The sequence below is a fragment of the Caldimonas sp. KR1-144 genome, from assembly GCF_049446155.1.
Classification (GTDB): domain Bacteria; phylum Pseudomonadota; class Gammaproteobacteria; order Burkholderiales; family Burkholderiaceae_C; genus Rivibacter.
The window spans coordinates 222,768-245,048 of the sequence record NZ_JBMSEE010000010.1; the positions used below are offsets into that span (position 1 = coordinate 222,768).

18 protein-coding genes are annotated in these 22,281 nt (G+C 71.0%); 9 read left to right on the forward strand and 9 right to left on the reverse strand.

Annotated features, from left to right (window positions below):
* The first annotated feature begins 41 nt into the window (after positions 1-41).
* Complete coding sequence (gene hpnD / locus ACO2TI_RS21030) at positions 42-905, forward strand: presqualene diphosphate synthase HpnD (RefSeq protein ID WP_423287133.1); 864 nt, start codon at positions 42-44, stop codon at positions 903-905.
* Positions 902-2,209 (forward strand): hydroxysqualene dehydroxylase HpnE, encoded by a 1,308-nt coding sequence (gene hpnE, locus ACO2TI_RS21035; protein ID WP_423287134.1) that lies wholly within the window; start codon positions 902-904, stop codon positions 2,207-2,209. The genes hpnD and hpnE overlap by 4 nt, the downstream gene beginning before the upstream one ends.
* Positions 2,210-2,216: 7 nt before the next feature.
* Here the strand turns inward: hpnE and ACO2TI_RS21040 are convergent, their stop codons facing one another.
* Both ACO2TI_RS21040 and ACO2TI_RS21045 read right to left on the reverse strand, forming a co-directional pair.
* Entirely contained in the window at positions 2,217-5,483 is a 3,267-nt protein-coding gene (locus tag ACO2TI_RS21040; protein WP_423287135.1) for a UvrD-helicase domain-containing protein, read from the reverse strand.
* The gene (locus tag ACO2TI_RS21045; RefSeq protein WP_423287136.1) at positions 5,480-8,119 is read right to left on the reverse strand and encodes a PD-(D/E)XK nuclease family protein; all 2,640 of its coding nucleotides are present in this window, start codon (positions 8,117-8,119) and stop codon (positions 5,480-5,482) included. Before ACO2TI_RS21045 ends, ACO2TI_RS21040 begins: the two co-directional genes overlap by 4 nt.
* Positions 8,120-8,300: 181 nt before the next feature.
* Between ACO2TI_RS21045 and trxA the strand changes: the two genes are divergently transcribed.
* From trxA to ACO2TI_RS21070, 5 genes are all read left to right on the forward strand, one after another.
* Positions 8,301-8,630, forward strand: a complete 330-nt coding sequence (trxA, locus tag ACO2TI_RS21050) for a thioredoxin TrxA (RefSeq protein WP_423287137.1) — start codon at positions 8,301-8,303, stop codon at positions 8,628-8,630.
* A gap of 198 nt (positions 8,631-8,828) precedes the next feature.
* A complete protein-coding gene (gene rho / locus ACO2TI_RS21055) occupies positions 8,829-10,097 on the forward strand; it encodes a transcription termination factor Rho (protein WP_423287138.1) in 1,269 nt (422 codons plus the stop codon).
* Between the two features lie 125 nt (positions 10,098-10,222).
* Positions 10,223-10,477 carry a type B 50S ribosomal protein L31 gene (locus tag ACO2TI_RS21060; protein WP_423287139.1) on the forward strand — a complete coding sequence of 85 codons (255 nt, stop codon included), beginning with the start codon at positions 10,223-10,225 and terminating at the stop codon, positions 10,475-10,477.
* Positions 10,478-10,609: 132 nt separating this feature from the next.
* The gene (locus tag ACO2TI_RS21065) at positions 10,610-12,265 is read left to right on the forward strand and encodes a hypothetical protein (protein ID WP_423287140.1); all 1,656 of its coding nucleotides are present in this window, start codon (positions 10,610-10,612) and stop codon (positions 12,263-12,265) included.
* Complete coding sequence (locus ACO2TI_RS21070) at positions 12,262-13,653, forward strand: MATE family efflux transporter (RefSeq protein WP_423287141.1); 1,392 nt, start codon at positions 12,262-12,264, stop codon at positions 13,651-13,653. Before ACO2TI_RS21065 ends, ACO2TI_RS21070 begins: the two co-directional genes overlap by 4 nt.
* Here the strand turns inward: ACO2TI_RS21070 and phoR are convergent.
* From phoR to pstS, 7 genes are all read right to left on the reverse strand, one after another.
* Positions 13,608-14,987, reverse strand: coding sequence for a phosphate regulon sensor histidine kinase PhoR (gene phoR / locus ACO2TI_RS21075; RefSeq protein ID WP_423287142.1), 1,380 nt, complete (start codon positions 14,985-14,987; stop codon positions 13,608-13,610). The two genes, ACO2TI_RS21070 and phoR, sit on opposite strands and share 46 nt — an antisense overlap.
* Before the next feature lie 50 nt (positions 14,988-15,037).
* Positions 15,038-15,739 (reverse strand): phosphate regulon transcriptional regulator PhoB, encoded by a 702-nt coding sequence (phoB, locus tag ACO2TI_RS21080; RefSeq protein ID WP_423287143.1) that lies wholly within the window; start codon positions 15,737-15,739, stop codon positions 15,038-15,040.
* Positions 15,740-15,770: 31 nt separating this feature from the next.
* Positions 15,771-16,478, reverse strand: a complete 708-nt coding sequence (gene phoU / locus ACO2TI_RS21085; protein WP_423287144.1) for a phosphate signaling complex protein PhoU — start codon at positions 16,476-16,478, stop codon at positions 15,771-15,773.
* 13 nt (positions 16,479-16,491) lie between these two features.
* Complete coding sequence (pstB, locus tag ACO2TI_RS21090) at positions 16,492-17,277, reverse strand: phosphate ABC transporter ATP-binding protein PstB (RefSeq protein WP_423287145.1); 786 nt, start codon at positions 17,275-17,277, stop codon at positions 16,492-16,494.
* A gap of 10 nt (positions 17,278-17,287) precedes the next feature.
* Positions 17,288-18,169 carry a phosphate ABC transporter permease PstA gene (gene pstA / locus ACO2TI_RS21095; protein WP_423287146.1) on the reverse strand — a complete coding sequence of 294 codons (882 nt, stop codon included), beginning with the start codon at positions 18,167-18,169 and terminating at the stop codon, positions 17,288-17,290.
* Positions 18,166-19,143 (reverse strand): phosphate ABC transporter permease PstC, encoded by a 978-nt coding sequence (pstC, locus tag ACO2TI_RS21100; protein WP_423287147.1) that lies wholly within the window; start codon positions 19,141-19,143, stop codon positions 18,166-18,168. Before pstC ends, pstA begins: the two co-directional genes overlap by 4 nt.
* Positions 19,144-19,280: 137 nt before the next feature.
* Entirely contained in the window at positions 19,281-20,321 is a 1,041-nt protein-coding gene (gene pstS, locus ACO2TI_RS21105; protein ID WP_423287148.1) for a phosphate ABC transporter substrate-binding protein PstS, read from the reverse strand.
* A 200-nt stretch (positions 20,322-20,521) separates the two neighbouring features.
* Between pstS and ACO2TI_RS21110 the strand changes: the two genes are divergently transcribed.
* Entirely contained in the window at positions 20,522-21,001 is a 480-nt protein-coding gene (locus ACO2TI_RS21110; protein ID WP_423287157.1) for a fasciclin domain-containing protein, read from the forward strand.
* Between the two features lie 7 nt (positions 21,002-21,008).
* Positions 21,009-22,157 (forward strand): ABC transporter substrate-binding protein, encoded by a 1,149-nt coding sequence (locus tag ACO2TI_RS21115; protein WP_423287149.1) that lies wholly within the window; start codon positions 21,009-21,011, stop codon positions 22,155-22,157.
* Positions 22,158-22,281 lie beyond the last annotated feature (124 nt).

Below are 22,281 nucleotides of genomic sequence, written 5' to 3' on the forward strand. Positions count from 1 at the left end.
GACAATCCGCCGCGCATCGCCCAACGACAACACCGACATCGATGACTCCGGAACAGTACGTGCAGGAGAAGGCCGCCGCCAGCGGCTCAAGCTTCTACTACGCCTTCATGTTCCTGCCGCCGCAGCGGCGCGCCGCGATCACCGCGTTCTATGCCTACTGCCGCGAAATCGACGACGTGGTCGACGAGGTCCATGACCCAGGCGTCGCGGCGACCAAGCTCGCCTGGTGGCGCGCGGAGGTGCAAGGCGCCTTCGCCGGCCTGCCGCAGCATCCGGTGACGAAGGCCCTGATGCCGCACGTCGCGGCGTTCGGCATCCGGGCCGAGCACCTGCTGCAGGTGCTCGAGGGCTGCGAAATGGACCTGCGCCAGAACCGCTACCTCGACGAGGCCGCGCTGCTCGGCTACTGCCACCTGGTTGCCGGAGTGGTCGGCGAGGTCGCGGCCAGCATCTTTGGCGCCACGTCCGAGCGGCCGCTGTCCGACGCGACGCGCGCCTACGCGCACAGGCTCGGGCGCGCGTTCCAGCTCACCAACATCATTCGCGATGTCGGCGACGACGCACGGCGCGGGCGCATCTACCTGCCGGTCAACGAGCTGCAGCGCTTCGACGTCAAGGCCCATGAGCTGCTCAAGCGCGAGCCGCCCTGGGGCTACAGCGAACGCTTCACCGCGCTGATGCGTTTCCAGGCCGAGCGCGCGCGCGCCTGCTACGACGAGGCCCTGGCCCTGCTGCCGGCCGACGAGCGCCGCGCCCAGCGCCCCGGCCTGATGATGGCCGCGATCTACCGCAAGCTGCTCGACGAGATCGAGCGCGGCGGCTTCCAGGTGCTGCACCAGCGCGTGAGCCTGACCCCGTTGCGCAAACTGTGGCTGGCCTGGAAGACGAACTGGCAGGAACGGTGAGCAAGGCCTTGCGGGTCGCGGTGGTCGGCGCGGGTTGGGCCGGCCTGGCCGCCGCGTGGCGCGCCACCACGCGCGGCCATGCGGTCACCGTGTTCGAGATGGCACCCGCCGTGGGCGGGCGTGCGCGCCGGCTGCCCGAGGGCGCCTCGCCGCGCGCCGGCCTCGCGCTCGACAACGGCCAGCACATCATGATCGGCGCCTACAGCGCGACGCTGGGCCTGATGAAGGAGCTCGGCATCGACGAGCGCGCCGTGCTGCAACGCCGCCCGCTGACGCTGCTGGACGCGCGCGGCCACGGGCTCGCGCTGCCGCCGGGGCCGGCGCTCGTTGCGTTCGCGCGCGGCGCGTTGGCCGCCCGCGGCTGGTCGGTGCGCGAGCGCTGGGCCTTGCTCACCTGCGCCGGCGGTTGGCTCGTGCGCGGCTTTCGCTGCGACCCGGCCTGGACCGTGGCGCGGTTGACGCAAGACCTGCCCGCGACGCTGCGCCGGCGGCTGATCGATCCGCTGTGCGTCGCGGCACTGAACACACCGGCCGAGACTGCCAGCGCGCAGGTCTTCCTGCGCGTGCTGCGCGACGCGCTGTTCGCGGGCCGCGGCGCCTCGGACCTGCTGTTGCCGCGCGTCGACCTCGGCGCGCTGCTGCCGGATGCCGCGAGCGCGCGGCTGCGCGAGCGCGGCGCGACGCTGCGCCTGTCGCAACGCGTGCACGCGATCGATCGCCAGGGCCAGGGCTGGGCGCTCGACGGCGATGACTTCGATGCCGTGCTGCTCGCCGCGGCCGCAGGCGAGTCGGCCCGCTTGGCCGCGTCGATTGCGCCCGATTGGTCGCGCCGCGCCGCCGACCTGCGCCACGAGCCGATCGTCACCGTGCTGTTGCAGGCCGAAGCCGTTCACCTGCCCGCCCCGATGGTCGCGCTGGACGACGGCCCCGAAGCGCCCGCGCAGTTCCTGTTCGATCTCGGCCAGCTGCGCGACCCGGCGCGCGAACCCGGCGCGCAGGGCGTGCTCGCCGCGGTGATCAGCGGCGCGGCACCGTGGGTCGAGCGCGGACTGGATGCCACCGCGGCGGCGGTGCAGGCGCAGGTGGCGAGCCAGGTCGCCGACTGGCTCGACGGCCCGCCCGCGCTGCTGCGCAGCTTCGTCGAGAAGCGCGCGACCTTTCTCTGCACCCCCGGCCTGGCGCGCGCGCCGATGGCGATCGCTGCGCGCCTGCTGGCCTGCGGCGACCACGTCGAAGGTCCTTACCCGGCCACGATCGAGGGCGCGGTGCGCTCGGGGCTGGCGGCCGCCGACGCACTTTGCTGAGCGTGGCTCAGTCGTCGGTCAGCTCGACCGCTTGCCCCTCGGCGGTGATGAAGGCCGCGCGCACGCGTTCGCCCGGCTGCAGCGCGCGCACCGCGTCGCGGTAGCGCGCCAGCTGCGCACGCAATGCCGGCTGCGTCTGCGGCGCCGGATGCAGCTTGTGGTCCAGCACCCACCATTCGCGGCCCTGCGGCGTGTGCAGCGCGACGAGCCGGTCCAGCCGCAGCCAGGCGCCTTGCCACAGCAGCGGCAATTCGTTGGCGGCCCAGGCGATGCCTTCGGGGTCGAACCAGCGGCGCAGCTGCGGGCTTTCGAGCACGCGCCGCGCGGCTTGCGCCAGCGTCTGGCGCGCGAGGTCGTCGAGCGCGTGCTGCTCGGCGGCGGCCTGGCAGGCGTCATCGAGTTCATTCGGCGCGGGCAGCCACTCCAGCACGCGATGCAGGGCACGACCCAGCTCGGCCGCGGCCGAACCGGCGTCCGCTTCGACCGGGGCCGCCACCACCGGCGGCGCTGACAGGCGCGGCAGTTCGAGCAGCTCGAAACGCGTCGCCTCGCGCGGCGACGGCGACGCGCCCTCGTCGCCCGCCTCCTCGAGCGCGACGCCCGCGTCGGCCAGACGCTGCCACGGCGCCTTGCCCGGCGCGGCGGCGTAGGGCTCGGTCGCGCTGAGCACCAGCTCGTGCTCGGCGCGCGTCATCGCGACATAGAGCGCATTGAGTTCCTCGCGCGAGCGCGCCGCGAGTTCGGCCTCGTAGGCCGGCCGCAGCGAGGGCGGACAACGCCGCGCCGACGCGAGAAAGGCCAGGCAGGCCGGCGCCTGCGCATGCGGCGGCCAGTCCACCAGCAGGCTCGCGAGATCGCCTTGCGGGCGCTGCGGCAGCGCGTCGACCAGGAACACCACCTGCGCTTCCAGCCCCTTGGCGCCGTGCACCGTGAGCAGCTGCACCGCGTCGCCGCGCGGGCGGCGCGGCAGCAGCAGGCGCCGGCGCTTGAGGGCGCGCACGAAGCCGTAGGGCGTGAGCAGCCGGCCCCCGTCGAGCGACAGCGACTGCTCCAGCAGCGCGTCGATCGCCTCCAGCGCCGTCTCGCGCTGGGCCGCCGGCACCGCCTGCGCGACGCGCTCGCGCAGCTCGCCCTCGCCCACGATGCGGTCCAGCAGGTCGTGCGGCGGCAGCCAGCGCGCAGCCTCGCGCCAGGCGATCAGCAAGCGCGCGGCGCGCGCCAGCGCCGCCGCCTGGTCCGGCGGCAGCGGCCAGGCCTCGCCGGCCGTGACCGCCTGCCACCAGCCCAGCGCGCGGGCGCGCGGCGCCAGCGCGGCGAGCGTCGCATCGTCGATGCCGAACAAGGGACTGCGCAGCGCCTGCGCGAGCGACAGCGCATGCGCCGGCGAGACCAGCGCGTCGAGCAGCGCGACCAGATCGCGCACCTCGACACAGGCCATCAGCTCGCGCTCCTCCGGCACCACGCAGGGCACGCCCAGCTCTCGCAGCGCCTGCGCCACCAGCGCGAGCGCCGCGCGCTTGCGCGCCAGCACCATCACCTCGCCCGGGTGCAAGCCGGCCTGCAGCCGCCGGCCGATCGCGGCGGCCACGCGCCGCGCCTCGACCATGCGGTGCGCGACCTCGGCCTCGTCGCGCGGCTGCGTGAGGCTGTCGCGCCAGGTGGTCTGCGCCTCGCGCCGCGGCGCGCGCTCGGCGCGGTCCACCGGCGCGAGCAGCGCGACACGGCCGTGCGCCGCGCTGGCCGTCGTGTGGGCACGAAAGCCGTCGAACTCGCCTGCCACCTGCGCGGCATCGAACACGCGGTTGAGCACGTCGATCACCGCCGGGGCGTTGCGCCGCGTGTGGTCGCAGGCCAGGTGGGCACCGTCCAGCGCGCCGACGACGAAATCGCCGGCCGCCGCGAACACGCGCGGGTCGGCGCGGCGGAAACGATAGATGCTTTGCTTGGGGTCGCCGACGATGAAGACCGACAAGGGCCGCTGGCCGCTCGCGCCGCCGCCGGCGCCGGCATAGCCGGCCAGCCACGACGACAGCGTGCGCCACTGCAGCGGGCTGGTGTCCTGGAACTCGTCGACGAGCAGGTGGCGCACGCGCGCGTCGAGCCGCTCGAGCACCCAGCCGGCCAGCGGCGCATCGGCGAGCAGCTGTTCGGCGGCGACCTCGAGGTCGGCCATGTCGGCCAGGCCCCGCGCACGCTTGAGCTCGCGCCAGCAGGCCAGCAGCGCGCGCGCCAGTCGCGCCATCGCGACGTGGTCCTCGTGCGCGGCTTGCTGGTCGCGCGCAAGGCGCAACTGCGCCAGCACCTGCGCCGCCGCTTCGGACAGCGGCCCTGCGAGATGGGCGCGCAACGTGTCGTCCTTGGTGTGCAGCGCGGACCACAGCGCATCGAACGCCGCGGCCGCCTCGCCGCCGGCCTGCAGCGCGCCGAGTGCGGCCTCGATCGCCGCGGCGGTGTCGCGCGGGCGCTTGTTCTTCTCGACGCCGAGCGCGACGGCCAGCGCGGCCAGCGGTGCCTGCAGCACCGGATCGCGCAGCGCGTCGCACGGCGTCGGCCAGGCCGCCAGCGGCGGCCAGTGTTCGGCGGCCGGCGGCACGCTCGCGTCGACCGCGCCGGCCGCGTCGGCGCGCTCGAACTCGACGCGCTGGGCGAGCGCGGCGTCGAGCCAGTCGGCGACGATGCGCCGGCCATGGCGCGCGACGAGCGCGGCATAGGCGTCGCGCAGTGCCGCGTCGGCCGCGACGGCGCGCCAGAAGTCGCGCAGCAGCGCGGGCTTGAGGTCATCGAGCTCTTCGACGAGCTGCGGTTCGGACACCAGGCCCAGCGGTTCGAGCAGCGAGGCGGGCGCGCCGCGCAGCAGCTGCCCGAACCAGCCGTGGAAGGTGCGGATGTCGACGCTGCGCGCGCAGTCGAGCAGCTCGCCCTCCAGGCGGGCAAGGCGCGGCTCGAGCGCGCGCGCGTCCGCCGCCGAACAGCCGCGCAGCACCAGTTCCTCGATGCGCCTTTCGGGCGAGGCCGCGGCGAACTGCGCCAGCCAGCTGTCGAGGCGCTGGCGCATTTCTCCAGCGGCCTTGCGCGTGAAGGTGATCGCGAGGATCTCCTGCGGCTTCGCGCCGTCGAGCAGTGCGCGCACGATGCGCGATACCAGCATCCAGGTCTTGCCGGCACCCGCGCAGGCCTCGACGACGACGCTGCGCGACGGGTCGCAGGCGACGCGATAGAACGCCGCCGGCTCGACCTGGCGGCCATCGACGCGGTAGGCGGCCTGCACCGTCATGACTCGCCCCCGCTGGCCGGCGCCGCTGCGCCGGCCCAGTGATCGCGCCGGCACAGGCCGCGCGCGTCGCAGTGCTCGCAGTCCTGGCCTTCGCCGAGTGCCGGCATCGGCGCTCCGGCACGCAGACGGGCAAGCTCCACCGCCAGTCCGTCGGCCAGCGCCTGCGCGCTGGCGCCGACCCCCTCGTGCGCAATCCACGGCAGTTCATGGCGGTCGTCGAGCGCGAGGTAGCCGGCCTCGATCGCATCGGCATCCAGCGTGCGGTCGGCCATCAGCAGGGCCGCGTAGAACGCGAGCTGCGTGTCCTCGAGCGGGTGCCGAACGCGCTCCTTCAGCCGCTGCGTGCTGCCGGTCTTGTAGTCGACGATGCGCCAGCGCGGTCCGCCGTTCGCGTTGAGGTCGACGCGGTCGAGCCGGCCATGCAGCAGGGTCGCCGGCTCGCCGTCTTGCACCGGCAGCGCGGCTTCGAGCGGCAGCTCCGTGTGCTGCGCGCGCCAGCCCTGCGCCTCGGCCTCGTGCAACCACGCAACATAGCGCGGCGCGACCAACGCGAACGAGGTGTGGAACGGCAGGAAATCGGCGTCGTCGCGCGCCAGCGTGGCCAGCGCTGCATCGGCCGCCCGATGCAGCGCGGCGAGATCGGCAGCGGCATCACTGACGGGTTCGGGTCGAGCCGCATGGAAGCGCTGCAGCACCTCGTGCAGCCAGGTGCCGTGGTCGCGCGCATCGGGCTCGTCGTCAAGCTCCTCGCGCACCGCAAGGCCCAGCGCCTGCAGCGCAAAGTAGCGGTAGGGACAGCTGCGCAGCGCCTCGGCGCCGCTGGCCGACAGGCGTGTCGGCACCAGGGCCGGCGCCGACGGCGCCGGCCGCTCGACCGGTTGCGCGTCGAGCAGGCGCGCCTCGCGCGGCTGCGCGGCCACACCGGCGTGTCCGGCCAACGCGCGTTCGAGCCGACGCCACAAGGGGCTGGCCGGCAGTTGCTCCTCGCCGTCGGCCTCGCGGCGCAGCAGCACGACACGCTCGGCGCGCAGCATCTGCGCGAAGGCCGCGGTCTCGGCATCGCGACGGCTCGCGACATCGGGCAGGCCGAGCGCGGCCGCGACGGCATCGCCCAGCAGCGGGTCCGGCGCCGGCGCGGCGCCCAGGCGCACGGCATCGGCGCCAGGGCAGACCACGAGCGCGAACGGGCGCAGCGCCGCACGCGCCAGCGGGGTGACGACGATCGCCGCGTCCTGTGCGGCCGCCGGGCGGAATTCGGTGTGCTCCAGCACGTCATCGACCCATCCGGTGAACTCGTGCGCCGACAGCGGCGCGGCCGGCAGCGCGGCGCGCGCGCCGGCCCATGCCGGCCCCAGGCGCAGCGTGGCGAACACCTGCGCGCCGGCCGCGTCGGCGGCCAGCGCCTCGGCTTGGCCGGCACGATCGAGCAGGCCGTGCAATGCGTCCAGCCACGCGGCGGCGCTGCGCCGGCCGGCCACGGGAAACGGCGCTTGCGCCTGCTGCCAGCGGTCCCATGCCTGGGCCGCCGCGCCGTCGAAGGCGGCACCACCGAGCGCGCCCAGGCGGGTCACGCCGCGGCGACGCAGCCAGGCCTCGATCTCGTCGGCACCGGGCCATGGCATGGGAGACGACTTCAGTGCCTCCAGCCATGCGTCGGCCGGCCCCTGCGGCGCAAGCGCCGCGCGCAGCCAGCCGGCGACGGTTGCGCCGGCGCGCGTGGTGCTCAGGCGCCAGCCGGTCTCGTCGCGCAGCGCGACGCCGCGCCGCTCGAGCAGCGCCCGCACGCGCCGCACCAGGCCGCGGTCCTGCGCGATCAGGGCGATCGGCGTGGCGTTCGCCTCGAGTGCGCGCAGCAACAAGGCGGCGCAGCACTGGGCCTCGTCCTCGGCGTCGCGGGCGACGGCCAGTTCGACCCGGGCGGGCGCCTGCGTCGCGTCGGCGATTGCCAGCGCAGCGTCGATGCGCAGCGTCGGCACGCCGGCTTCGGCGGCATGCTCGGCCAGCGCGGCCGGCAACGGGTCGCGCGTGCCGGCATCGACCACGACCAGGGCGCCTGCGCCAGCGACATGCGGCCACAGGCCCGCATCGCCAGGCGCATGCGCCTGCAGCGACCACTCGAGCGCCAGCCGGGCCAGCGAGCGCTCGAAGCCGTCGGGGCCGTCGGCCGGCGCGAGCAGCGCGCGCGCCTGTGCAAGCCAGGCCGCTCGCCGCTCGGGTCGCTGCGCCAGGCGCGCACGTGCCAGCGCCTGGGCACTGGCCGTGATCCGCGCGACCGCGAGCGCGTGGCCCTGCGGGTCGTGGCGCGACCAGTCGGGGCGCGCCTCGCGCAGGAAGGCCGCGGCCTGCAGACGGTCGCTGGCCGCGTCGAAGCGCAGCGCGGCGGCCGGCGCCCGGGGGGCCGGCGCGATCCGCTCGGCGAGCGTTTGCGTCGTCTCGAAGCGCGGCGACCAGCCCTGCCCTGTGGCATGACGCTGCCAGGCCGCCTGGGCCTGCGGCAGCAGGGTCGCCTGGGGCAGCAGCACGAGGCAGTCGCGCAGGTCGGCGCCGTGCTGCCGCGCGTGCGTGGCCACGGCCTCCACGATGAGGCTCCACAGGGCGTCGGCGTCCAGCGACGGCGGCAGCGCGAGCAGGGACAAAGGTGGCGACAAGTGCGGCAATGGCGAACGGGACAAGGGTCGGGATCGAGCTTCTATGGCACCCATAGCGGCGTCAGGGCTTGCAGCGAGCCGGCGCACCGCTACCTTGTGTCAGAATTTTGAGAGGTTGATGCGGCCATTGTGCCGGTCGACCAGACTGAGGCCCACGAAGGACAAGCCCATGGCCAGCGACCTGATCAAGCACGTTTCCGATGCATCGTTCGAAAGCGATGTGCTCAACTCCGGCACCCCGGTGCTGGTGGATTACTGGGCCGAGTGGTGCGGCCCCTGCAAGATGATCGCGCCGATCCTCGACGACGTCGCGAGCGACTACCAGGGCAAGCTGCAGATCGCCAAGATGAACGTCGACGAGAACCGTGACGTGCCGGCCAAGTTCGGTATCCGCGGCATCCCGACGCTGATGCTGTTCAAGGGCGGCCAGCTCGCCGCGACCAAGGTCGGCGCGCTGAGCAAGGCGCAGTTGACGGCCTTCCTCGACGGCCACCTATAATTCCTCCCCAACGCGGCCCTGCTCGTGATGCGAGCGGGCCGCGTCTGATGGCCACCGCGCCCGGGCTACCCAGCCAGCGCGCCCGGTTTCGGCCCCTTCCCCACCGACTCCAGTTCTCTCGTCGCCAGGCGCAGTGACCCCATCAGGGTCAGCGGGCGACCGGGACGCGCCACACGGCGCCAGCACCGAGGTGCCTCGATGCATCTATCCGAACTCAAGACTCTGCATATCACCGAGCTCGTCCAGATGGGCGACGCGCTGGAGATCGAGAACGCCTCCCGCATGCGCAAGCAGGAGCTGATGTTCGCGATCATGAAGAAGCGCGCCAAGGCCGGCGAACAGGTTTTCGGCGACGGCGTGCTCGAAGTGCTGCCCGACGGCTTCGGCTTTCTGCGCTCGCTCGACACGAGCTACCTGGCCTCGACGGACGACATCTACCTGTCGCCGAGCCAGATCCGCCGCTTCAACCTGCACACCGGCGACATGATCGAAGGCGAGGTGCGCGTCCCCAAGGACGGCGAACGCTACTTCGCGCTGGTGAAGGTGGATCTCGTCAATGGGATCACGCCGGAGCAGAACAAGCAAAAGATCATGTTCGAGAACTTGACGCCGCTGTTCCCGAAGGAACAGTTCAAGCTCGAACGTGACATCTCGACCAAGTCGGACGAGAACATCACCAGCCGCATCATCGACCTCATCGCGCCGATCGGCAAAGGCCAGCGGGCGCTGCTGGTCGCGCCGCCCAAGAGCGGCAAGACGGTGATGATGACGCAGCTCGCCCACGCGATCGTCGCCAATCATCCCGACGCGCACCTGATCGTGCTGCTGGTCGACGAGCGCCCGGAAGAAGTGACCGAGATGCAGCGCACCGTGCGCGGCGAGGTCATCAGCTCCACCTTCGACGAGCCGGCCGCACGCCACGTGCAGGTCGCCGAAATGGTGATCGAGCGCGCCAAGCGTCTGGTCGAGCTCAAGAAGGACGTGGTGATTCTGCTCGACTCGATCACCCGCCTCGCACGCGCCTACAACAACGTGCTGCCCAGCTCGGGCAAGGTGCTCACCGGCGGCGTCGACGCCAACGCGCTGCAGCGTCCGAAGCGCTTCTTCGGCGCGGCACGCAACATCGAGGAAGGCGGCTCGCTGACCATCATCGGCACCGCGCTGATCGACACCGGCAGCCGCATGGACGAGGTCATCTACGAGGAGTTCAAGGGCACCGGCAACTGCGAGATCCACCTGGATCGCCGCATGGCCGAGAAGCGCGTCTACCCCTCGATCCTGATCAACAAGTCGGGCACGCGCCGCGAGGAGCTGCTGCTCAAGCCGGAGATCCTGCAAAAGACCTGGATCCTGCGCAAGCTGCTCTACCCGATGGACGAGATCGAGGCGATGGAGTTCATCCTCGACAAGATGAAGGCCACCAAGACCAACCTCGACTTCTTCGACATGATGCGAAGAGGCGGCTGATCCGTGGCCGGGGGCCCCGCCAGGGGCCGCGGGATGGCTCGGCTATAATGCTCAGCTTTCCCGCACCTTCGGAAAGTGCGCGACACAGGGTCGCGTGGCTCCCGAGCAGAACCCAGCGAGGACACATGAAAGAAGGCATCCACCCCAACTACCGCGACGTGCTGTTCGTGGACCTGTCGAACGGGTTCAAGTTCGTTACGCGCTCGTGCGCTCAGACCAAGGAAACCGGCAAGGCCGACGACGGCCGCGAGCTGCCGCTGTTCAAGCTGGAGACCACCAGCGAGTCGCACCCGTTCTACACCGGCACGCAAAAGAGCGTGGACAACCTCGGCGGTCGCGTCGAGAAGTTCCGCAACAAGTTCGCGCACCTCAAGAAGTGATCGCGCGCGATCCGCAAGAAGGGCAGCACAGGCTGCCCTTTTTTGTTCCCGCCTCTTTCGTTGCGGCCGTGTTTCGCCCGCGGGCGAGCGCGGCTGCTGCCCTTCGATCCACGCTTCTTGCATGATGCGCCGGTGAACACGCCGCCGACCCCTGCCCTCGTCACGCAGCGCGCCGTCACGCGTCTGCCCCGCCTGGCGTTGCTGCTGTTTTGCGCGGCCTACGTGCTGCCGGGTCTGTTCGGCCGCGACCCATGGCGCAATGCCGACGTGACCTCGTTCGGCTACATGGCCAGCGTCGCGCGCGGCGCGAGCCCGTGGTGGGCACCAGCGCTGGGCGGCCTGCCGAGCGACGGCGCGTTGCTGCCTTATGCGCTGGGCGCCGGTTTCATCAAGGTGTTCGGTCCGCTGTTCGGTGCGCCATTCGCCGCGCGCATGCCGTTCGCGCTGCTGCTGGTCGGCGTGCTGATCGGGCTTTGGTACAGCTGCTACTACCTCGCGCGCACCGAAGCCGCCCAGCCGGCAGCCTTTGCATTCGGCGGCGAGGCGCACCCGGTCGACTACGCCCGCGCGATCGCCGACGGCGCCCTGCTCGCGCTGATCGCCTCGCTGGGGCTGCTGCAGTTGGGCCACGAGACGACCCCCGAGCTGGCGCAGCTGTTCGGAGCGACGCTGTTCCTCTACGCGATGGCGGTGAGCCCGTGGCACACGCACCGCGCACGCAGCGCGATGCTGATCGCGCTGCCACTGGTTGCCGCCAGTGGCGCGCCGGCCGTCGCGGCCGGCCTTGCGGTGGCTGGCACGGTGATCAACCTGCGCTCGAGCTACGCACGCGCACGCAGCTTCGTGCCCTGGATCGTCGTCGCGGGCGTGCTGGCCGCGGCCATCGGCTGGGTCACCGACACCTGGGCCTGGCGGCTGCAGTCGCCGCGCGCCGCCGGCCAGGTCGTCCAGCTGTTCGTGTGGTTCGCCTGGCCGGCCTGGGCACTGGCGTCCTGGACGCTGTGGCGCTGGCGTTCGCACCTGGCGCACCGCCACATCGCGGCGCCGGCGGCGACCGCGGCCGTCGGCATCGTCACCAGCATTGCGATGGGCGGCTCCGACCGCGCCTTGCTGCTCGCCTTGCCGCCGCTGGCGGTACTGGCGGCCTTTGCGCTGCCCACGCTGCAGCGCAGCGTCACCGCGGCGATCGACTGGTTCTCGGTGTTCTTCTTCAGCCTCGCCGCGATCTGGATCTGGATCATCTACGCGTCGCTGCAGACCGGATTGCCAGCCAAGCCCGCCGCCAACGTCGCGCGGCTCGCGCCCGGATTCGTGAGCCGCTTCGAATGGGAACCCCTGGCCGTCGCGCTGGCGGGCACGGTGGCCTGGGCGCTGCTCGTGCGCTGGCGCACCGGCCGCCACCGCCATCCGCTGTGGAAGAGCCTGGTGCTGCCGGCCGGCGGTGTCGCGCTCGGCTGGCTGCTGGCGATGACGCTGCTGATGCAGCCGCTGGACTACGCGCGCAGCTGGCGGCCGGTGATCGAGCGCATCGCCCAGCACGTGCCGCGCGATGCCTGCGTCGCCGCGCCGCAGCAAGACCGCGGCCTCGTCGCCGCGCTCGAGGTTCACGGCGGCTGGCGCGTCGAAGCCGGGCGCGACAGTGGGCGCTGCGAGTTCCTGCTCGCCGAGGTACCGCTGCGCAGTGCGGCCGCACGCAGCGGCTGGCAGATCGTCGCGCGCGAGCGCCGGCCGACCGACCGCGTCGACGAGATCGCGATCTACCGGCGCACGAGCGGCGCGCCGCAGTGAGGCGCGCAAGCCTTGCGCCCGGCGCCCGCTGGGCGCCGCTGTCGGTCATTGCGCGCCACGCGGCCTCGGTGCTGATCGGCCAGCTCGCGGTGATCGGCTTCGGCATTGCCGACGCCGTGCTCGCCGGTCGCCACGGCGCGGTCGACCTCGCTGCGCTGTCGATCGGCGCGTCGATCTACGTCAGCGTCTACATCGGCCTGACCGGCGTGGTGCAGGCGCTGATCCCGGTCGTCGGCCACCACTTCGGCGCCGGCAACGACGAAGGCGTGCGCCGCAGCTTCCAGCAAGGCAGCTGGCTCGCGCTGCTGCTCGCCGTTCCGGGCGCGCTGCTGCTGGGTTGGCCGCAGCCGCTGCTGACGCTGTCGCAGGCCGAGCCTGCCGTCGTCGAGCGCGCGCGCGACTACCTGGGCTGGCTCGCCTGGGCGCTGATCCCCGGCCTGCTGTTCCGCGTCTACGGCTCGTTCAACCAGGGCTTGTCGCGGCCCTGGTTCGTCACCGCGGTGCAGATCGTCGGTCTGGGCCTGAAGATCGTGCTGAACCTGTGGCTGATCAACGGCGGGCTGGGCGTCGAGCCGATGGGCGTCGAAGGCTGCGGCATGGCGACACTGATCGTCATGAGCCTGCTGGCGCTGATCGGCTTCGCGATGCTCGCGCGCCACGCAAGCTACCGCCATCTGCGCCTGTTCGAGGACTGGCAGGCGCCCCGGCGCGACCTGCTCGGCGAGCTGCTGCGCCTGGGCTTGCCGGCCGGCGCCGCGACCTTCTTCGAGGTGACCGGCTTCGCGATGATGGCGATCTTCATCGCACGCGTCGGCACGCCGGCGCTGGCCGCCCACCAGATCGCGATGAACATCGCGAGCGTGTGCTACATGCTGCCGTTGTCGATCGCCATCGCCACCGGCGCGCAGGCCGCGCAGGCCATTGGCGCAGGCGATCCGGCGCTGGCGCGCCGCAGCTGCCGCCAGGGCCTGGCGCTGGCCATCGCGATCGCCGCGACGCTCAGCATCGCGATGGCCCTGCTGCGCCGGCCGCTGACCGGCCTCTACAGCACGGACGCCCAGGTGCTCGCGATCGCCGCGCCGCTGATGCTGCTGGTCGGCGCGACGCACGTGTTCGACGCGATCCAGTGCGTCGCCTCGTTCGCGCTGCGCGCCTGGCGCATCGCGCTGCTGCCGGCCGTCGCCTACTGCCTCGCGATGTGGGGGCTGGGTATCGGCGGCGGCGCTTGGCTGGCGTTCGCGCCGCCGTCGTTCTGGCCGGCCGCGCTCTCGGGTGCGCTGGCGTTCTGGGCCGCGAACTCGCTGGCGCTGGTGGTCGTCGGCAGCGTGCTGCTGGTTCTGCTTCAGCGCGTGTCGGCAGCGGCCTCGGCCGAAGTCGCCTCGAGCTGACGGCGCGGATCCGGCGCCGGTTCGAGGAAACGAACGCGCGCGGCCGGAAAAACGATGCGAAACGTCGAGCCCTTGCCCGGCTCGCTGGCGATGTCGAGCACCGCGCCATGGCGCTGCACCACGTGCTTGACGATCGACAGGCCAAGCCCGGTGCCGCCTGTCTCACGCGAACGGCTGCCGTCGACTCGGTAGAAGCGCTCGGTCAGGCGCGGCAAGTGCTCGCGCGCAATGCCCATGCCCGTGTCGCGCACGGAGAACTCGCCGCTGCCGTCGGGGCACAGTCGCCAGCCGATCTCGATGCGTCCGCCGTCGGGCGTGTAGCGCACGGCGTTGTTGACCAGGTTGGCCAGCGCGCTGAGCAGTTCGCTCTCGGCGCCGGCGATCTGCACCGCGTCGTCGACCGTGGCCGCGACGATCTCGTGCCGGCCTTGCGACAGCGAGCGCGCGTCGCCCGACACGTGCGCCAGCATGCGGCCGACCGACACCCAGCGATCGACCGTCGGCCGCGGGCTGCCCTCCAGCTGGGCCAGCGTCAGGAGGTCGGCCACCAGGTTCTGCATGCGCTGCGTCTGCTGCGACATCAGCGACAGCACGCGCTTGCGCTCGACGTCGGTCAGCGGCAGGTTGGACAAGGTCTCGATGAAACCCGCCACCACCGTCAGCGGCGTGCGGATCTCGTGCGAGACGTTGGCCACGAAGTCCCTGCGCATCGCGTCGGCGCGCTCGCGTTCGGTGATGTCCTGCGACAGCACCAGGCGCTGGCCGTCGCCATAGGCGCGCACCAGCACCGACAGCGTGGCGTCGCCGCGCGGCCCGCGGAACACCACCGCGTCGTCGTAGCGCTGCGACTGCAGATGGCTGACGAAGGACGGCGCGCGCACGAGGTTGGTGACGCGCTGCAGGCGGTCGCGCTGCGGGTCGAGCCCGAAGTGATCCGCCGCGACCGAGTTGCACCACTCGATCTGCTCGTTCGCGTCGAGCAGCATCACGCCGTTCGGCGACGCCTCGATGGCGGCGAGGAACTGCGCCAGCCGCGTCTTCTCGTGTGCCGCGCCCTGCTCGCGCAGCCGGATCGCACGCTCGACGCGGTAGCCGATCTCGCCCCAGAAGCCGGCGTCGCGCGGCGCGCTTTCGTCCTGCGGGCCGCGCAGCCAGGCGATCAGCCGCACGCCGCGCAGCGTGTCGAGCGCTGCCACCACGCCGACCGCGCAACCGCCGCCCAGCAGCATGCTCAGCACCGGCGCATGCACCGGGCTGCCGATCAGATAGCCCAAGGCGCCGCCGACCAGCAGGGCCACCAGGCCGGCGATCAGTCGCGGCAGGAGCCAAGCCATGGGGTGGTCCTGCACGCGCGCTCCGTGTCCAGGCTGCGGCGCGCGCCGCGTCAGGCCTGCAGTGCAGCCGACTGCTGCGTGAGGCGGTAGCCCGCGCCGCGCACGGTTTCGATCATCGCGGCGCAACCCGAGGGCGCCAGCGCTTCGCGCAAGCGCTTGACATGCACGTCGACCGTGCGCTCCTCGATGAAGACGTGGTCGCCCCACACCCGATCGAGCAGCTGCGCGCGCGAATGCACGCGCTCGGGATGCGTCATCAGGAAGTGCAGCAGCCGGAACTCGGTCGGCCCCACCTTGATGTCCAGCTCGCCGCGCGAGACGCGCCGCGTCGCCGGGTCGAGCCGCAGTGGGCCCAGCTCGACCGCGCTGTCCAGCGCCTCGGGCGCGCGGCGGCGCAGCACCGCACGGATGCGCGCCATCAGTTCCTGCGTCGAGAACGGCTTGGTGAGGTAGTCGTCGGCGCCGGCATCCAGGCCGCTGACCTTGTCGCCCTCGTCGGCGCGCGCGGTCAGCATGATGATCGGCAGTTCACGCGTGCGCGACTCGCCGCGCCAGCGCTTGGCCAGCGCCAGGCCGCTCTGGCCGGGCAGCATCCAGTCGAGGATCACGAGGTCGGGTAGCACGCGGTCGACCTCGAGCTGCGCGGCGTCGGCACTGGCGGCCAGCGTGACCTCGTAGCCGGCGTGGCGCAGGTTGATCGAGATCAGCTCCGCGATCGCGGATTCGTCTTCCACCACCAGCACGCGGCTCATCGGCAACTCCCTTGCGTGTTCGTCGTCGTCATCAGCGGACGATGGACTCCAGCTGCTCCACCGGGTTGTGGCGCACGTCGGTGCCCTTGACGATGTAGATGATCTGCTCGGCGAGGTTCTTGGCGTGGTCGCCCACGCGCTCGATCGCCTTGGCCACGAACACGAGGTCGATCGACGCCGAGATCGTGCGCGGGTCTTCCATCATGTAGGTGATCAGCTTGCGCATCAGGCCGTCGAACTCCTCGTCGATCTGGTTGTCCTGCTTGATCACCTCGATCGCCTTGTCGGTGTCCAGGCGCGCGAAGGCGTCGAGCGCCTTGCGCAGCAGCGCGATCGCGAGGCTGGCCTCGAACGACACGTCGCCCACCGGGGTGCGAAGCCGGCTCGACACGCCGGTGTTGACCAGGCGCTGCACCGTGCGCGCGATGCGCGCGGCCTCGTCGCCGACGCGCTCGAGGTTGCCGATGGTCTTGCTTACGGCAATCAGCAGCCGCAGGTCGCGCGCGGTCGGCTGGCGCCGCGCGATGATGGAGGACAGCTCGCGGTCGATGTCCACTTCCATGTGGTTGACCTTGTCCTCCTGCGCGATCACCTGCGCGGCGGTCTCGTTGCTGAAGTTCGACAGCGCATAGATCGCCTGCGCGACCTGCGACTCGACCAGGCCGCCCATCTCGAGCACGCGGGTCGAGATGCCGCCCAGCTCGGCGTCGAACTGGGTCGAAAGATGCTTGTCATTCATCGTCGTTTCCCCTTCAGCCGAAGCGACCGGTGATGTAGTCCTCGGTGTCCTTCTTCTTCGGCTTCATGAACAGCTCCGAAGTCGGGCCGAACTCGATGAGGTCGCCGAGGTACATGTAGGCGGTGTAGTCCGAGCAGCGCGCGGCCTGCTGCATGTTGTGCGTAACGATCACCACCGTGTAGTCGCTCTTGAGCTCGTGGATCAGCTCCTCGATCTTGCCGGTGGAGATCGGGTCGAGCGCCGAGCAGGGCTCGTCGAGCAGCAGCACCTCGGGCTTGATCGCGATCCCGCGCGCAATGCACAGGCGCTGCTGCTGGCCGCCGGAAAGTCCGGCGCCGCTTTGGGCCAGCTTGTCCTTGACCTCGTTCCACAGCGCGGCCTTCTTCAGCGCCCATTCGACGCGCTCGTCCATCTCGACGCGCGGCAGGTCCTCGAACAGCCGCACGCCAAACGCGATGTTGTCGTAGATCGACATCGGAAACGGCGTCGGCTTCTGGAAGACCATACCGACCTTGGCGCGAATCAGCGAGACATCTTCCTTGCTGTGCAGGATGTCGTCGCCGTCGAGCAGGATCTGGCCTTCGGCACGCTGCTCGGGATAGAGCTCGAACATGCGGTTGAAGGTGCGCAGCAGCGTGCTCTTGCCGCAGCCCGACGGGCCGATGAAGGCCGTGACCTTGCGCTCGGGGATGTCGAGGTTGATGTTCTTGAGCGCGTGGAAGTGGCCGTAGTAGAAGTTCAGGTTGCGCACCGCCAGCTTGGCGCGCTCGGTGACGGGCAGTTCGACCTTGGCGTCCATGTCAGGTCCTTCAATGCTTGTTGCGGAACAGCGCGCGCGCCAGGATGTTGAGCACCAGCACGCCGATCGTGATCAGGAACACGCCCGCCCACGCCAGCTTCTGCCAGTTCTCGTAGGGGCTCATCGCGAACTTGAAGATCGTCACCGGCAGGCTCGCCATCGGCTCGGTCAGGCTCGCGGTCCAGAACTGGTTCGACAGCGCGGTGAACAGCAGCGGCGCCGTTTCGCCCGCCACGCGCGCCAGCGCCAGCAGCACGCCGGTCACCACGCCGGCGCGCGCCGACTTCAGCGTCACCGACGAGATCACCTTCCACTTCGGCGTGCCCAGCGCGTAGGCCGCTTCGCGCAGCGCGTTGGGGATCAGGCTCAGCATGTTCTCGGTGGTGCGAATCACCACCGGAATCACGATCAGCGCCAGCGCCAGCACGCCGGCCAGCGCCGAGAAGCTCTTCATCGGCGCGACCACGGCCGAGTAGATGAACAGGCCGATCACGATCGACGGCGCGGACAGCAGGATGTCGTTGATGAAGCGCGTCGAGGCGCCGAGCCAGGTCTTCTGGCCGTACTCGGCGAGGTAGATGCCGGCCAGGATGCCGATCGGCGTGCCCACCAGCGTGGCCAGGCTCACCATCAGCAGCGAGCCGAAGATCGCGTTGGCCAGGCCGCCGGTCTCGGCCTGCGGCGGCGGCGTCATCTCGGTGAAGGTCGACAGCGCGAGGCCGCCGATGCCCAGATGCACCGTCTCGACCAGGATCCAGATCAGCCAGAACACGCCAAAGGCCATCGCGGCCAGCGACAGCGTCAGCGCGATCGCGTTGACGCGCTTGCGCGCACGGTGCTTGGCGAGCTTGGCCGCCGCCGGTGCGCCCGAGGCTTGCATGACGGCGCTCATGAACGGCCCCCTTCGTTCTTCTTCAGCTGCATCAGCAGCACCTTGGAGCAGGCCAGCACCACGAAGGTGATGAAGAACAGGATCAGGCCCAGGTAGATCAGCGAGGCCTGGTGCAGGCCCTCGCCGGCCTCGGCGAACTCGTTCGCGAGCGCCGAGGTGATGCTGTTGGCGGCCTCGAACAGGCTCAGCGACGACAACTGGTTCATGTTGCCGATCACGAAGGTGACCGCCATCGTCTCGCCGAGCGCGCGGCCCAGGCCCAGCATGATGCCGCCGATGACGCCGGTCTTGGTGTAGGGCAGCACGACCTTCCAGACCACTTCCCAGGTCGTCGAGCCGAGGCCGTAGGCCGACTCCTTCAGCATCGCGGGCGTGACCTCGAACACGTCGCGCATCACCGCGGCGATGAACGGGATGATCATGATCGCGAGGATGATCCCGGCCGACAGGATGCCGATGCCCACCGGCGGGCCGGAGAACAGTGCGCCCAGATAGGGCACGTTGCCGAACAGGCCCTGCAGCGGCTGCTGCACGAACTGCGCAAGCAGCGGGCCGAAGACCAGCAGGCCCCACATGCCGTAGACGATCGATGGCACCGCGGCCAGCAGCTCGATCGCGATGCCGAGCGGGCGCTTGAGCCAGCGCGGCGAGAGTTCGGTCAGGAACAGCGCGATGCCGAAGCTCACCGGCACCGCGATCAGCAGCGCGATCCCCGAGGTCATCAGCGTGCCGTAGATCATCACCAGGCCGCCGAACTTCTCCTGCACGGGATCCCAGTCGGCGGTCCACAGGAAGCTCAGCCCGTATTCCTCGATCGCCGGGGCGGCGCCGATGAACAGCGAGATGATGATGCCCACCAGCATCGCCAGCGTCAGCAGCGCCGCGCCGTGCGCGAGGGCGGAGAACAGGCCGTCGGCCCAGGGGGCGATGCGCCGCCGCTCGGGCGGCCGTCCGCGAGGCGCGGAGCGTTCCATGGCGTGGTCGTCGGGGATGGGGGTCGCGGGCAGTGTAGCGGCCATGTCGCCTCCGCAATTCGTTCGCAGGCCCGCGCCGCCCGCAGGCGGCGCGCTGGCGAGCGGAGCCGCTGGCCCCGCTCGTCGGACGAGCTGTCTTACTTGTACGAGACGACCTTGCCCGAGCCGTCCTTGATCTGGTCAGCCCATTGCTTGCGGACCAGCGCCTTCACCGAGTCGGGCAGCGCGACGTAGTCGAGATCGGCAGCCATCTGGTCGCCGCTCGCGTAGGCCCAGTCGAAGAACTTGAGAGCGTTGGCGGCGCTGGCCGGCTTGTCCTGCGCCTTGTGCATCAGGATGAAGGTCGCGCCGGTGATCGGCCAAGCGTCCTTGCCGGGCTGCTCGGTCAGCACCTGATAGAAGCTCTTGGTCCAGTCGGCGCCCGCGGCCGCGGCCTTGAAGTTGGCGTCGTCCGGCGAGACATAGTTGCCGGCCGCGTTCTTCAGCTGCACGAAGGCCATCTTGTTCTGCTTGGCGTAGGCGTACTCGACGTAACCGATCGAGTTAGGCAGGCGCTGCACGAAGGCCGAAACGCCTTCGTTGCCCTTGCCGCCCGCGCCCGTCGGCCAGTTGACCGCCGTGCCCTCGCCGACCTTGGTCTTCCACTCGGCGTTCACCTTCGACAGGTAGTTGGTGAAGATGAAGCTGGTGCCCGAACCGTCGGCGCGGCGCACCACCGCGATCGCGGCATCCGGCAGCGACACGCCGGGATTCAGGCCGGTGATCGCCGCATCGTTCCACTTGGTGATCTTGCCGAGATAGATGTCGCCGAGCACCGAGCCGGTCAGCTTGAGCTGGCCCGCAGCGATGCCCTTGACGTTGACGACCGGAACGACGCCGCCGATCACGGTCGGGAACTGCACCAGGCCGTCCTTGGCCAGCTCGTCGTCCTTGAGCGGCGCGTCCGAGGCGCCGAAGTCGACCGTCTTGGCCTTGATCTGGCGGATGCCGGCGCCGGAGCCGACCGACTGGTAGTTGATGCGCGCGCCGGTCGCCTTGTTGTAGGCGTCGGCCCACTTGGCGTAGATCGGGGCCGGGAACGAAGCGCCGGCACCGGTGACGTCCTGGGCCAGCGCAACACCGGAAGCGAAAGCCACAGCGGCGGCGGCCACGGTGGCCCGGATCAGCGTCAGTTTCATGGGGGCAATCCTCTCAGTCAGGGATGGGATTCGACGGGCGCACTGTAGGCAGCCCGCATGACATCTCCGTGACAAGTCGCAGCGGGAACCGGCCCACAGGGCATTCGTGACGATGGATTCACCGAACCGTCACCGAACGGTCATATGCGATTTCTATGCTGCCGCCGGTCCCATTCTCACGAGGCAAGGAGCATTCCATGATGAACAAGCGTATGGCACTGGTCGGCGCACTGGCCGCCCTGGTGCTGTCGGGCTGCGCGTCGCTGTCAGGTCCGAAGTCGATCGCCGATGTCGCCGCATCCAACCCCGAGCTCAGCACCCTGAACCAGCTGATCAACGATGCCGGTCTGGCCGACACGCTGCGCGGCGCCGGCCCCTACACCGTGTTCGCGCCGACCAACGAAGCGTTCAAGGCCGTGCCCGCCAAGACGCTCGACACGCTGTCCAAGGACAAGGAAGCCCTCAAGAGCGTGCTGAGCTACCACGTGCTGCCTGGCGCGGTGACCTCGGCCGACATCAAGCCCGGCAACCTGAAGACGCTCCAGGGCGCCAACGTGGCCGTCTCGAAGGCCGGCACGATGGTGACCATCGAGGACGCCGTCGTGGTGCAGGCGGACGTGGCGGCAAGCAATGGCGTGGTCCAGGTCGTCGACCGCGTGCTGATGCCGCCGAAGAAGTAAGCCCGTCATGACGCTCATGCGCTCGAAGCCGTTCGATCGGGCGCGCCGCCGCCTCATGGCGGCTCCGGTGGCCGCGGCAACGCTGGCGCTGCCGCTTGCTGCAACGGCCCAGCCGCGCGGCGCTCGGCCCTTGCGCATTGCGCAGCTGCTCGATGTCTCGGCCGACCAGCAGGACTTGTCGCGCGACTACGCGACCGGCGTGCGGCTGGCCGTCGCCGAGCTCAACCAGGCCGGTCGGCCGTGGCAGCTCGTCACGCTCGAATCCGACGGCAGCGCGGCCTCGCTCGCCCAGGCGGTCAAGCGCCTGCGCGACGACGCCGATATCGCGATGCTGGTCGGCACTGCCGGCGAGCGGCTGGCGCTGGCCAGCGCCGCCGCGCTGCGGCAGGAGGGCTTGGCAATCGCGCAGGTCGGCCCATGGGTGGCCGACAACACGCTCGACGGCGACGACACGGTGTTCCCGCTGTTCGCCTCGCGCGAGGTGCAGCTGCGGCGCGTGTTGCAGGACCTGGGCTCGATGGGCGTGCGCGAGCTGGGCGTCGTCTACGCCAGCCCGCGCGAACGCAGCGCGCTGGGCGCCGGCGTCGAGGCTCTGGCCGCGCGGCTGTCGCTGCGCACGATCCCGCTGGCAGCGCCGGTCGGGGCCGATCTCGCGGCCTGGGGCGCCTCGCTCGCGGCGACGTCGCCGGTGCTGCAGCTGTTCCTCGGCGGCGCGCCGGAGCTGGCGCGATTCACGCAAGGCCTGGCCCAGGCCGGCCGCCAGCGCTACGTCGTGGGCCTGGCCGACGTCGACATGACCACGCTTCTGCAGATCGGTCCCGGCAAGTCGGTGCCGCTGATCCTCACGCAGGTGGTGCCGAATCCGCAGTCGTCGGCCCTGCCGGTGGTGCGCGGCTACCGCGCCCTGCTCAAGCAGCTTTTCGACGAAGCGCCGTCGCCGATGAGCCTCGCGGGCTACCTGGCCGCGCGCTATGCGGCACAGGCCATCGGCCGCTTCGAGACGCCGCCGTCGCGCGCCCAGGCGCTGGCCGAGCTGCAGCGCAGGCCGAACGCCGACCTCGGCGGTTTCGCGATCAGCTTCGGCAGCGGCCAGCGCCGCGGGAGCCAGTTCGTCGCGCAGACGATGCTGACGGCCGACGGCCGGCTCGTCGGCTAGTTGTGAAGCTTCAATAGGTTGTATCGGGTGTTCATCCGGATGGGGTTTGAGAGACTGGAAGTCGCCAAACCTCAATCCAACCCAAAGAGCCGACCCGGATGAACACCCATAAGCATGCCCGATT